This is a genomic window from Streptomyces sp. NPDC001153, from assembly GCF_053598315.1.
This window is the reverse complement of the sequence record NZ_JBSFJZ010000009.1, coordinates 74,538-86,863: the sequence shown is the minus strand read 5'-3', so window position 1 is coordinate 86,863 and position 12,326 is coordinate 74,538. Positions and strand designations below refer to the sequence as shown.

Sequence of the window (12,326 nt, the reverse complement as noted above, 5' to 3'; positions counted from 1 at the left end):
TCCCCTTGTTTCCCCTCAGCCCGCGTACTGGGTGAAGACCTTGAGGTAGTCGTACGGCTGCTGCGACACGCCGCTGCAGGAGTCGCCGTCGGTGCCGGCGCCGCAGGGGCGGTCGCGGTTGGCGGACCAGTAGGTGAGCCGCGCGATGTGGTGCTGCCGGGCGTAGGCGAGCATGGTCCGGAAGTCGGCGACGCGGACGCGCTCACCGGAGTCGTCGGTCTTTCCGTTCATCGACGACAGGCCGATGCGGGCGTAGGCGGTGGCGTCGTCGTAGCCGTAGGCCGCCTTGACCCGGGCCTTGAGGCCCTCCATGGCCTGCGTGGTGAGGGTGCCCATGTTCGTGGTGCCGCCGCCGAAGTCGAACGGCATGACGCACCAGACGTCGTTCGCCAGGCCGGACCTGGCCGCGCGCTGGATCATGTCGACGCCGGTGGCGTCGGGGCCGCTGGTGGTGGTACCGAAGGTGATGACCGTCTTCAGGCCGGGGTTGTTCGCCTTCACGGTCTTCAGGGCGTCCACGACACGCTGGCGGACGGTGGCGTTCGACCACTCGGTGTTCTCGATGTCGATGTCGAGCGCCCGCAGCCGGTACGCGCTGATGACCTTCTGGTACGCGGACGCCAGCCTGGCCGCGCTGGAGCACTTCTCCCCCAGCTTGGCGCCGCTCCAGCCGCCGACGGAGACGATCACGTCGCCGCCCGCGGACCGGATGCGGTCGATCGCGGCCTGGTCGCTGCCGCCGGTCAGCGGCCGGCTGCCGTCCCACTTGGGGTTGCAGGTGCCGTCGGACAGGACGAAGGCGAGGGTGAACCACTTGACGCCGGTCGCCGACATCACCTGGGCCGGGTCCGGCGGGCTGCCCCAGCCGAGGTACTCGTACGGGGCGACGGCCATGCCGGGGGACGCCGCGAGCGCCGTGGCGGGGGCGGTGGGCCTGACCCGGACGAGCCGGGTCTCGCCGGGGCGGAGGGTCGCGCTGTAGGAGCCGGCGACCGTGCCCTTGTCGGAGCCGGACCACAGGTCGGTGACGTCACCGGAGCCGGTGAAGCCGACCTGGGACCAGTTCACGGTGACCGTGGCGCTGCCCGAGGTTCCGCTGTTGAACAGGGCCACCACGTAGTCCCCGTCGCTCTCCCGCTTGCTCCAGGCCTGCTTGACACCGCTGTTCACGATCCGTTTCGCCGCGACCCCGTCCTGGTCCACGCCGATCAGCCGGTCGTTGGTGAGCATCGCCTTGTCGACCGGGTCGAGGTGGGTCAGGTCGGTGCCCAGCAGCAGCGGTGCCGCCGCCATCGACCACAGGGTGAACTGGGATCGGCGCTGGTCGGCGGTGAGTCCCGCCTGGTCGCCGTTGCCGATCTCCAGGGAGTCCAGGTCGTTCCAGCCGCCGGGCCCGGCGTACGGCTGCCAGGCGGCGGCCGAGTCGAAGCGGGTGGAGACGTGCGACCAGTTCGTGAGCGGATAACCGCTTCCGTTGGGGCCGGGCCCGCAGTAGCACTCGACGTCGCCCTGGGTGCGCCAGCTGTTGGCGAGCGCGCGCCAGGTGGTGGCGTGGTCGAGGGGGAGGTTGTTGGACAGGGCGAAGGTGATGGGCCGCCCGGTGGCGCGCAGGGCCTTGTCCCAGGCCTGGACGTCGGGGACGTCCTGGCTGCCCACGCCGTCGATCTTCAGGTAGTCGACGCCCCATGAAGCGAACTGCCTGGCCCAGGAGTTGACGAACTCCTGGGCGCCGGGCTTCGCGTAGTCGAGGTAGTACATGTTCTTGCAGTTGTAGTTCTTCTCGGTCTTCGAGGTGTCCGCGATGTCCTGCGCGTGGTACGGCGTGCCCTCGATCGGGGTGTTCTTCAGCACGGCGTTCTTCGCGATGCCGGGGGTGACGTAGAAGCCGAATTTCAGCCCCTTGGCATGGACGTAGTCGGCGAGGGCCTTGATGCCGCCCGGGAACTTGGCGGTGTCCACGGTCCAGCGGCCGTAGGAGTCGACGACGAACCCGTTGGTGTCGCATTTCTGCCAGAAGTCGTCGAGGTTGACCTGGACGAATCCGTGGTCCCGCAGGCCGCTCGACGCCAGCGCGTCGGCCTGTGCCCTGATCTTCGCCTCGGTCGGCTGCCTGCGCACGAAACTCCAGCTGCTCCAGCCCATGGTGGGGCGCGAGGACTGCCCGTTGCCGGAAGACGGGGTGTAAGTGGCCGCCGGCGTGGCGTACGACGTGCCGATCCAGGCCTCGTCGATCCGCAGCCGCTGGTAGCGGGTGGTGTCGCTGGAGGCCGCCCAGGTGGTGTCGACCTCGAGGCGGACGTAGCGGGCCGTGGTGCCGGGCAGGTCGATGCCCTGGATGCCGCGGGCGCTGGGGAGCTGACCGGTGTTCACCGGGCTGCCCCAGGTCCTGCCGTCATCGCTGAGGTAGACCTTGTAGCCCTTGATCCGCGCGGACTGTTCGGTGGCGGAGCGGGCGTAGGCGACGGAGTCCTCACGCTGGTTGAGCCCGATGTACTGCACCTTCTTCGCCGCGCCGAGGTCGAAGGTGAGGGTGACCGGCAGCGTCTTGTCGTTGTCCCAGTAGGTGAGGTAGTCGCCGTCCCCGGCGGCGGAGCCGGGGTGGCCGCTCGCGGACGTGCTCGCGGTGACCTTGACGCCGGTCGCGATGCCCTGGCGGCCCGCCGTGATCACCTTGAAGACGGTGTCGTACGGGTCCCAGCCGCCGAGGCCGGTGAGAGTGAGCACGCCGCCGGACTGCGACCAGGAAACCGGGGCGCCGGTGCGGAGGTTGGTGACCGAGGCGATGCGGTAGCCGTTGTCGCGGATGCGCAGGGCGCTGGTGCTCGGCGGGGTCAGGACGTGGAGGTACTGCCGGTTCGGGTCGTCCTTGGCGATGGTGGTGACGCCGTGGGCGCCGTCGTTCCAGAAGCCGGGTTTGAGGCCGCCGTACATGTAGCCGCCGCCATCGGTGCCGTGCAGGGACTCCCAGATCTTGTCGAGGTAGGAGTTCGCGAAGTTGTTGAAGTCCGCCTGGTTCGTGGGGAACTTCCCGTTGACCTGGGCGGTCTCCGCCATGAGCGCCTTCACCGAGGAGCCGGCGTTGGTGATCAGCCGGCCGAGGGTGAGCATCTTGTCGACGGTCGGGTTCGAGCCGTCGTACCACCAGGCGCCGGTCGACGGCAGCTTGAAGTCGGCCTCGGTCAACCGGGGTTGGGCGGTGTAGATCGCCTGCGGGTAGTCGTAGGCGGGCGTCATTCCCGTCTTCTGCTCATTGCTGATCATGTCCATGATCGGCGTGTCTTCGTTGTTGTTGCTGAGCGTGTAGTTCGGGCGCTTCTGATAGATCTGCGCGTAGAGGTTGTGGCTCTCCCAGTACGCGTTGTCGTTGTCGATCCAGAAGCCGCCGAGGTCCGGGTAGCGGTCCATGACCTCGAAGAAGTTGTCGTACGAGAACTGCCCGAAGCCGTCGCGGGTGGTCAGGTCGATGTTCTTGCCCTTGTAGGCGGAGTAGGCGGCCGAGTCGAGCCACTCATGGCCGCCCTCGTCGTGCCACTGGGGGTCGTCGGTCATGTAGAGGATGACCTTCATGCCCTTGGCCTTGGCGGCGTTGATCAGCTCGCCGAGGAAGTCCCGTTTGGTGGAGCAGGAGCCGGGGATCTTCGACGGCCACGGGCGGGCGTAGCCGAGCCGGCTGTGGAACGTCGCCAGCACGATGTACTGCGTGTGCAGTTTGCGCGCCTCGTTCACCCAGTAGTCCGGCGTCCAGCCGCCGCTGGTGACGTCCTTCTCCCAGGCGGTGCAGCTGGTGTGGGCGGGGGCGGTGCGCAGGCCCCAGTGCAGGAACAGGCCGCCGACGGACGCGCGGAGGAAGGCCTGGCGGGGGTTCTCGACGTCGCGCGGGCGGACCGGGGCGGCACAGTTCTGGCTGGATCCGGTGGCCGAGACGCGCAGGGCACCGCCGCCGGTGGCGTGGCTGTCGCTGACGCAGTAGCCGGTGACGGACTGGAAACCGAGGTCGTGAGGTGAGTGGCCGCCCTTCTGTGCTGTGAACCGGGTCAACCGGATGCCGCTCGCCGCGTTGGCGATGAAGGCGGGACGGCCGTCGTCCGCCGCGAACTTCACGGAGCTGTCGGTGAAGGTGACACCGTCGGCGTTGTGCAGATACCAGCCGTACGCCGGCCGCGTCCCGATGCTCTTCGGGTTGTAGTCCTTCGGGTCGTTGCTCGGCACACCGGTGGACAGGGTGCCGTTCCCACCCGGGACGGTGATGTTGACGTTGTTGAAGGTGATGTCGCTGATGCGGTGGCCGTCCTCGCCCCACAGGGTCGGACTGAAGGACGGGCTGTTGCCGGTGGCCGTGATGTTGTCGTAGGAGACGTTGCTGATCGAGCCGACACCGGGACTGTTTCCGCACCGTTTGCGCGTGCCGATCTTCTCCATGATCGGCGAGTGCACGTTCGTCATGGTGATGTCGCGGTAGTGGACGTCGGAGATCTTCGCACCGTCCATGGAGACCATGCCGAGCCCGGACTTGTCGGCGCCTTCGATGCGGATGTTCTCGAACCGGTAGTCGGAGAAGTCACCGCAGGTCTCGGAACCGAACATCAGGGCGTTGCAGCAGCGCGCCGACAGCACGGAATCACTCACGCGCACATGGCCGCTCGGGAGTTTGGCGCCGAGGGCGTAGTCGCTCTTGAAGACCAGGGCGTCGTCGTTGGCGGCGATGTGCGCGTTGGTGATCGTGACGTTGGTGGTGGAGATGACGTTCCAGCCGTCGCGGTCGCTCGCGGTGTCGATGGTGAGGTGGTCGGAGACGACGTTCGTGCAGCCGTTGATCAGCGCGGCGAAGTGGCCCCCGCGGCGCAGGGTGAGTCCGTCGCCGAGCCGGAGTCCGTCGCAGCGGGTCAGCGACAGGATCTTGTCGGCCTGGCCGGACTTCGGGTTGCCCGTGATCAGGTTGCCGGCGCCGTCGATGACCCCGTCGCCGGTGAAACCGATGTCGGTCAGCCGGTCGCCGTAGATCATCGCGTCGTGGAAGTGGCTGTGCCCGTAGTCCTGGTACTTGTCGTTCGGGTTGGACTCTGGCGGGTCGTAGGTGCCGGCGGAGGAGCCCTGGAGGGTGGCGCCCTTGTCGACCTGGAGCGTCACATGGCTCTTCATGTGGATGGTGTTCGGGGACTTGTATGTGCCGGCCGGGAAGCGGACGGTGCCGCCGCCGGCCGCGTTGGCCGCGGTGATGGCCTTGTCGATGGCGGGGGTGTCGTTGGCCGAGCCGTCGCCCTTGGCGCCGTAGTCGCGCACGTCGTACACGGTTGCCGGGCGGGGCGTGGCAGGGTGCGGGGCCGCGAGGGCGGCGGGGTGGCTGAGGCCGAGGACGACGGCGAGGACGCACAGGACGATCGCCGCCGCCCGTCTCGGGTCGGCGATGGCGGGTTTCACGAGGTCCGCTCCTCTAGGCGAGTTGGTAGCCGCGGAGGTTGGTGAGCAGCAGGTAGGTGTCCTGCAGGGATCCGGAGGTGTCACCGAGGGAGCGGTAGATGCCCCACTTGGGCCGCACCCGGTCGGCGAGGAAGGTGTCGACACCGGACCTGGACCTGTCGACGACGGTGGTGGAACCGCTCTTGAGGATCCAGCGGACGGAACCGGCCGAGCCGTTGCCGACCTTGATCTGGAAGTCGACGTCGGTCCATGTGTCGTGCAGTGGATCGAGGTTCGTACGGCCGACGAGGATGTCGTCGACGGCGAGCCGCAGTTCGATGGTCTGTACGCCGTTCACGCGCCGCAGCGACTGCACGACGATCGGCGAGGTCCCGGCGCCGGGCTGCTTCATCTGCATGATGTGGGTGAAGGTGGTCGTCGCCTTCAGCGTGCTCGGGATGTACATCGAGTACGTGAGCCGCCAGGACTGGCCCTCGGTCCACTTCAGATAGCTGTCGGCGCCGGTGCGCAGCCCGGTGACCTCCTGGCGCTGGCGGTCGGTGGAGGTGTCCCGGTCGACCGTGTGCATGTTGAAGCGCCAGTTGTCGCCGGTGGCGAAGATGTGCGGATGGCCGGCCGGGTGGGAGTGCGCGCGGTCGTCCTCGACGGTCTCGAAGGCGCCGAGCCCGTCGGTGCGCGCCGACGGCGACCACTTCAGCTGCCAGGAGGCGGCGTGGGCCTCGGTGACCGGCAGGCCGGTCACGGCTGCGGCGGCGCCGCCGAGCGCGGCACCCAGCACAGCCCTTCTGGACGTGCTCATGACACTGAATCACCTCGCAGTTGCTCGTTCATGATCAGGAAGGCCCCGAGCCCGTGGAAGTCGTTGGTGGCTCGGGTGCGGCCGACGTAGTACGCGTAGTCGCCGACGTCGGTGCCGACGGAGATGTCGGCGAGGTTCGTACGGCCGTCCGCTCCGACCGACAGCCGGGCGAGCACGCCCTGGTATCCGCGCCGGGCGACCGCGTCGAAGTGCGGGTCCAGGTAGCCCTGTCGGACGCCGCGGGAGAGGGCGTAGGCGAACATGCTGGAGCAGGAGGTCTCGGTCCAGTTGTCCGGCCGGGAGCCCTTGTCCATCACCTGGAACCAGCGTCCGGACGCCGGGTCCTGGTACTTCTCCAGCGCCGAGGCCAGCGTCCGGAGGGTGCCGAGCAGTTGGGGACGCCGGGGCTGGTCGGCGGGGATCGCGTCGAGGACGTTCACCAGCGCCATGGCGTACCAGCCGACGGCACGGCACCAGTGCTCCGGGGCGAGTCCGGTGGCCGGGTCGGCCCAGCTCGCCGACCTGGACTCGTCGTAGGCGTGGCGCAACAGGCCGTTCGCCACCTGGAGATGACCGCCGTAGACGAACAACTGCTGGGCGGCCTCGCCGTTCGTGTAGGCGCTGTCGCCGAACTCCCTGCCGTACTCGACCAGGAACGGGTTCACCATGTACGCGCCGTCCGCCCACAGTTGGTGGGCCCGGCTGCTGGTGTCGGCGTGCCAGAAGCCGCCGTCGGAGGTGCGTGGATAGCTGTTCAGGCGGTCGCGGATCTTCCGCGCGGCCTTGCGGTAGCGGTCCTGGCCGGTCTCGTGGTGCAGGATCACCAGCAGCCGGCCCGCCTCCATGCTGTCGAGGCTGTTGAAGGACTGGGCGATCGTGCCGTCGCTGTGCACGAAGCGGTCGACATAGGCCTTGATGTAGGCGAGCAGGCGGGGATCGTGGGTGCGCCGGTAGACGAGGTACTGGCCGTAGAGGTACAGGCCCACGGGGTAGGACCAGCCGCCGATGGTGGCCGGTGTGTAGCGCGCCATGGTGGAGTCCACGACGGCCGTCGACCAGTCACGGGCGGCGGCGGGGCGGGGCACGGGCGCCGGGGCGGCGCTCGCCGGGGGCACGGCGGCGGGCAGCGCGACCAGGCCGGCGGTGGCGAGCGTCGCCGCGGTCAGCGCGGCCCGCAGACGTCGGCGTCTCATGGTCCTCCTTCTGGGTAGGCGTACGCGGTCGGACGAGCGGCGCCGGCGCAGCCGTGCACCGCCGCGCCGACGTGACGACGGTCGGTCCGGGACGTTTCGGCAGGCGGGGTCGGCGGGGGTCGCGTCGCCGGACAGCGCGACCCGCAGACGTCGGCACATCAACGTCCTCCCCCTCGGTAGACGTACACGGGCGAATCAGCGGCGCCCGCGGCGCCGTGCACCACCGCGACGACGAGACGGCGGTCCGAGGCCCGCCGGCAGCCAGGGTCGGCGGGGCTCGCGTCGCCGGACAGCGCGACCCGCAGACGTCGGCACATCAACGTCCTCCCCCTCGGTAGACGTACACGGGCGGATCAGCGGCGTCGGCGGTGCCGTGCACCGCCGCGTCGACGAGACGGCGGTCCGGGGCGTGCCGGCAGGCGGGGTCGGTGCGGGTGGCGTCGCCGGTCAGGGCGTATGCCTGGCAGCGGCAGCCGCCGTGGTCGACCGTGCGCAGGGCGCAGGCACGGCACGGTTCGGGCATCCAGGACTCGCCCCGGAAGGCGTTGAAAGCCCTCGACTCCCGCCAGATCCAGGCCAGTTCGCGGTGGGTCACGTTCGGCGGGTCCAGGCCGGGCAGGGTGCCGGCCGCGGGGCAGGGCAGCACCGTGCCGTCCGGGGCGACGGTGAGCGAGACGGCACCCCAGCCGCCCATGCAGGGTTTGGCCGTGGCGTCCACCAGGTCGGGGGCCACCCAGACCAACTCCAGTGTGTCGCCGAGTCGGTCACGCCAGTGGGCCACTCGGTCGCGGGCGCGTTCGACCTGGGCGGGTGTGGGCAGCAGCGCGGCGCGGTTGCGGGCCGCCCAGCCGTGGTACTGGGTGTTCGCCAGCTCGATCCGGTCGGCACCCCAGTCGAGCGCGAGCCGGACCAGGCAGTCGAGGTCGTCCAGGTTGCCGCGGTGCAGCACGGCGTTCAGCCCGAGCGGCAGTCCGGCCTCGCGGACCAGTCGGGCGGCGCGTTCCTTCGCGGTGAACGACCGTGCTCCCGCGATGCGTTCCGCGGCTGCGCGGTCCGCGTGCTGCACCGACAGCTGCACACTGCGCAGCCCGGCCCCGGTCAGCTCGGCCAGCCGCCGCTCACCGAGGCCCACACCGCTGGTGACGAGCTGGGTGTACAGGCCCGCACCGTCGGCGGCGGCGACCAGGTCGGGCAGGTCGCGCCGCAGCAGCGGCTCGCCGCCGGACAGATGGGTGTGGACGACACCGAGCGCACCCGCCTGCCGGAAGACCTCCGACCACTGCACAGTGGTCAACTCGGCCGACCGGCCGACCAGTTCGAGCGGGTTGGAGCAGTAGCCGCAGCGCAGCGGGCAGGCGTGGGTGAGCTCGGCGAGCAGGGCCCAGGGAGGGCCGCAAGGAGCGGGAGGTGCGGTCACCTGAGCCAGCCCTCCTTCCGTAACCGGTCCAGAAACGCGGGGACTTCGGTGGCGACGGGCGCGGCGGGGTGCCGTAGGGCCAGCTCCGCGACGACGGCGGACACGTTCCGCAGGCCGTCGCACAGCCGGAGCACACCGCCCGCACTTCCGTCGAGCACCACCACCCGCTCCGGCAGCAGCAACAGGTCGGTGTCCCGCACCGGGTCGTGCCGCAGCACCACACCGCGGGCGAGGACGGGGCGCCACGACGTGGCCGGCGGGGCCGACGACGCCGCTGTCATGGGTCGCTCCGGTCCACCGCGTCCAGCAGGGCCCACAGCACCTCGCACTTGAACTCAAGTGCTGTGACGGCCCGTTGCTGCTCCTCGCGGGTGCGGGCCCGGGCGAGGACCAGGGCGAGGGCCTGCTCGGCGTCCCGGGCGCCCTGGGTGACACGGGTGCGGAAGTAGGCGAGGCCCGCCGGGTCGATCCACGGGTAGTGGCGTTCGAAGGCGGCGATGCGGGTGCGCATCAGGTCCGGGGCGGACAACTCGGTCAGGGAGGCCGCGACGGCGTCCAGCACCGGGCGCCGCCGGCAGAAGGTGACGTACCCCTCCACCGCGAACCGCACCCCGGGCGGCACCCGGGAGGTGTCCCACAGCTCCTCGCGAGCCAGGCCGGCCGCCTCGCCGAGCCGTAACCAGCGCTCGATACCGCCCCCCGCGGCGTCGGTACCGTCCTGGTCGTGGATGCGGCGCAGCCAGGCGCGGCGCTCCTCGGGCCGGTCGAGCTTCGCGAGGATCAGCGCGTCCTTGACGGGGATGTGCCGCTGGTAGTGGAAGCGGGCGGCGATCCAGCGGCGCAGTTCGGCGGGGGTCAGTTCGCCGCGGTGCATCCGCTGGTTGAAGGGGTGCCGGTCGTGGTAGCGCGTCGCGGTGACCGCGCGCAGCCGTTCGGTGAACCCGTCGGCCGGCCAGGCGGCGCGGCCGTCGAGTTCCGGTGGTGCCGCGGTCATGCGGCCGGGAGCGGCTCGGGCGGACGGCGGTCGGCGAGCGCGTACGCGGTCACCTCCAGCGCGGTCTCCACGACGTGGTAACCAGGGCTTTTCCAGAGCTTTTCATCCGATGTCTGGGGGCCGGAGTGGTGTGTCGAGGCAGACAGGGAAGGGCTCTCGTTCATGTGCGTACTCTCTTTCCTGAGGGGAGTCTCAGAAGGAGGCCGGAGGCCGGAAGGAAGACGCGGCCTGGTCAGGGCCGTTCACATGTATGTACCGGGTTCAGCGACACGTCCGGTGGCGCGATACAGAGTTGCGGGACTGGAGAGCTCCGGTCAATGGTCCGGACCGAAAACGTCGGATGCGTTTCCGGCCAATCTCCGTTCGGGCACTGACTGACCGGTCAGTAGAGGCGGGTCGCGCGTCAGGAATGCATCGCGGCGTGTGATCGTTGACGATAGGAAGTACCACCTGTCGACAACCGAAGGATCAAGAGGCTCGTGAGCAGCAAGGTCCCCCCGATCATCCTCAACAACGGCGTCGAGATGCCCCAGCTGGGCTACGGCGTGTGGCAGGTGCCGGACGACGAGGCCGAGCGGGCCGTCGCCACGGCGCTGGAGGCCGGGTACCGCAGCATCGACACCGCGGCCATCTACGGCAACGAAGAGGGCACCGGCAAGGCGATCGCCGCCTCCGGCCTGCCCCGCGAGGACGTCTTCGTCACCACCAAGCTCTGGAACAGCGACCAGGGGTACGACTCCACACTGCGCGCGTTCGACGCGTCGCTCGAGAAGCTGGGTCTCGACTACGTCGACCTGTACCTGATCCACTGGCCGCTGCCGGCCCGCGGCACGTCGACCGACAGCTACAAGGCGTTCGAGAAGCTGCTGTCGGACAAGCGGGTCCGCGCCATCGGCGTGTCCAACTTCCTTCCCGAGCACCTCGAGCGGCTGATCTCCGAGACCTCCGTCATCCCCGCGGTCAACCAGATCGAGCTGCACCCGCATCTGCAGCAGCCCGCCGCCCGCGAGTTCCACGCCGAGCAGGGCATCGCGACCGAGGCCTGGTCGCCGCTCGGCCAGGGCAAGGGCCTGCTGGAGGTGCCGGCGATCGTCGCCATCGCGCAGAAGCACGGCCGCACTCCGGCCCAGGTCGTGCTGCGCTGGCACATCCAGCTCGGCAACATCGTGATCCCGAAGTCCGTGACGCCGTCCCGGATCAGGGAGAACATCGAGGTCTTCGACTTCAGCCTCGACGACGAGGACCTCGCGGCGATCCGCGCCCTCAACGAGGACCGGCGCCTGGGCCCCGACCCGGCCATCTTCGACATGGGCTGACACCCGTCACTTCCGGCCCGGGCTGACCCCGCCGTCTCGGGGGTGGGGCCCCGGCCCCATCGCCATGAGTCTGGACCGACACCCACCGCGCACCACCCGGCCGCGCGTCCCGAACGCGCGCCGGGGCGGGCGGCCGCGTGCGGTCCGGGGACGGCCACCCGGCGCGCCACGCGCCTGACCCACTACACGCAAGCACCTGACCTGCGCCGCCTCGAACCACACGGACGTGCGCGCCCCATACCGGATCACGCGCCCGCACCACGCGGCCCACCAAGCGCCTGACCAGCGGCGCAGCCCGGCCCAAACCGCTGCGCGCACCCCAGCTCGGATCACATCACGCGCCCGCGCCACCCGGCGCCTCGCGCGCGCCGGTCCGGACTGCGACCCCACGCAGGCCCAGCCACGCCCACCCTGCCGCGCCGCCTACCGCGCGTCGGCGCGGCGGCGGGTTCAGTCGCCCCGCACGTCCGCGTGGACGACCTCGAACTCCTCCAGGGCGACGACGCTCACATGCGCCTTGGCCGCGCTCTCGCGCCGGATGACCGCCTGTCCGGCCCGGGACGCGGCGAGCGACACGCGGTCGGCGAAGAGGGTGCCCGCCATGCCGCGGCCGCGGTCACGGTCCAGGAAGAGAGCCGCGCCGGCGAATCCGGGCAGGACCTCCAGCCGGGGCAGCACACCGGCGTGGAAGGTGTCGGTGGCGAGGTCCGCGTCCGCCGGGTCGAACTCGAGCCGGGTGACCCGCAGGCCGCCGCCGATGAGGGGCCGGTGCGCGCGGTGGAACACGACGGCCTCGTAGTTCTCGACCGCGACGGTCCCCGCGAAGGGCTGCAGCAGCTCCGGCCGCCGGGCGCTCATCACCTCGTCGCTGTTGCGGCGCGCGTCGGCGGACTCCCACCAGCTGACCGTGAGCAGTTTGCCGAGCTCACGGTCGACGAAGACACCCGCGCCCCGATAGCCGGGCCGCTCCTCCAGCAGGTCGTGCCCCCGCGTGTTCAGGGCCCCCACGGCCGTGCCCAGCTGCGCCGGATCGCCGGTCGCGTACACCGTGCGTACGAACATGCGCCTCGCCTCCCGGAGCGGTGACCCTGCCGACCGACGCGGCAGACATATCAGGAAAAGTGGTCCTCTTCAGTTTTGCCACGGTCTCAAATCCCCGCAATACGCACAGCTTTCGGGAGCTCGCAAC

9 protein-coding genes are annotated in these 12,326 nt (G+C 70.2%); 1 reads left to right on the top strand and 8 read right to left on the bottom strand.

All coding sequences use genetic code 11. From position 1 onward, the window contains the following. Window positions 1-15 precede the first annotated feature (15 nt). The 7 genes from ACWDEN_RS12705 to pqqA form a co-directional block, all read right to left on the bottom strand. Window positions 16-5,280: a glycosyl hydrolase family 28 protein gene (locus tag ACWDEN_RS12705; protein ID WP_450858921.1), complete on the bottom strand. Its 5,265-nt coding sequence runs from the start codon at window positions 5,278-5,280 to the stop codon at window positions 16-18. A 151-nt stretch (window positions 5,281-5,431) separates the two neighbouring features. Further along, entirely contained in the window at window positions 5,432-6,217 is a 786-nt protein-coding gene (locus ACWDEN_RS12700; protein WP_450858759.1) for a Tat pathway signal sequence domain protein, read from the bottom strand. Beyond that, window positions 6,214-7,410 carry a glycoside hydrolase family 88/105 protein gene (locus tag ACWDEN_RS12695; protein ID WP_450858757.1) on the bottom strand — a complete coding sequence of 399 codons (1,197 nt, stop codon included), beginning with the start codon at window positions 7,408-7,410 and terminating at the stop codon, window positions 6,214-6,216. Before ACWDEN_RS12695 ends, ACWDEN_RS12700 begins: the two co-directional genes overlap by 4 nt. Before the next feature lie 316 nt (window positions 7,411-7,726). Next, entirely contained in the window at window positions 7,727-8,836 is a 1,110-nt protein-coding gene (gene pqqE / locus ACWDEN_RS12690) for a pyrroloquinoline quinone biosynthesis protein PqqE (RefSeq protein WP_450858919.1), read from the bottom strand. Beyond that, window positions 8,824-9,108, bottom strand: coding sequence for a pyrroloquinoline quinone biosynthesis peptide chaperone PqqD (gene pqqD, locus ACWDEN_RS12685; protein WP_351606623.1), 285 nt, complete (start codon window positions 9,106-9,108; stop codon window positions 8,824-8,826). The genes pqqE and pqqD overlap by 13 nt, the downstream gene beginning before the upstream one ends. Next, the gene (gene pqqC / locus ACWDEN_RS12680) at window positions 9,105-9,821 is read right to left on the bottom strand and encodes a pyrroloquinoline-quinone synthase PqqC (RefSeq protein ID WP_351606620.1); all 717 of its coding nucleotides are present in this window, start codon (window positions 9,819-9,821) and stop codon (window positions 9,105-9,107) included. The genes pqqD and pqqC overlap by 4 nt, the downstream gene beginning before the upstream one ends. Then, window positions 9,818-9,985, bottom strand: a complete 168-nt coding sequence (gene pqqA, locus ACWDEN_RS12675; RefSeq protein ID WP_351606617.1) for a pyrroloquinoline quinone precursor peptide PqqA — start codon at window positions 9,983-9,985, stop codon at window positions 9,818-9,820. Before pqqA ends, pqqC begins: the two co-directional genes overlap by 4 nt. A gap of 315 nt (window positions 9,986-10,300) precedes the next feature. On the opposite strand from pqqA, the gene ACWDEN_RS12670 reads away from it, so the two are divergent. After that, window positions 10,301-11,137, top strand: coding sequence for an aldo/keto reductase (locus ACWDEN_RS12670; RefSeq protein ID WP_351606614.1), 837 nt, complete (start codon window positions 10,301-10,303; stop codon window positions 11,135-11,137). A gap of 450 nt (window positions 11,138-11,587) precedes the next feature. On the opposite strand, the gene ACWDEN_RS12665 is transcribed toward ACWDEN_RS12670, so the two are convergent. Continuing rightward, window positions 11,588-12,199, bottom strand: a complete 612-nt coding sequence (locus ACWDEN_RS12665) for a hypothetical protein (RefSeq protein ID WP_450858754.1) — start codon at window positions 12,197-12,199, stop codon at window positions 11,588-11,590. Between the last annotated feature and the right edge of the window lie 127 nt (window positions 12,200-12,326).

Bases quoted from the DNA above. Each gene is read 5' to 3' on its own strand.
- pqqA (WP_351606617.1), bottom strand. From the start codon at position 9,985: ATGAACGAGAGCCCTTCCCTGTCTGCCTCGACACACCACTCCGGCCCC.
- ACWDEN_RS12665 (WP_450858754.1), bottom strand. From the start codon at position 12,199: ATGTTCGTACGCACGGTGTACGCGACCGGCGATCCGGCGCAGCTGGGC.
- ACWDEN_RS12695 (WP_450858757.1), bottom strand. From the start codon at position 7,410: ATGAGACGCCGACGTCTGCGGGCCGCGCTGACCGCGGCGACGCTCGCC.
- pqqD (WP_351606623.1), bottom strand. From the start codon at position 9,108: ATGACAGCGGCGTCGTCGGCCCCGCCGGCCACGTCGTGGCGCCCCGTC.
- pqqC (WP_351606620.1), bottom strand. From the start codon at position 9,821: ATGACCGCGGCACCACCGGAACTCGACGGCCGCGCCGCCTGGCCGGCC.
- ACWDEN_RS12700 (WP_450858759.1), bottom strand. From the start codon at position 6,217: ATGAGCACGTCCAGAAGGGCTGTGCTGGGTGCCGCGCTCGGCGGCGCC.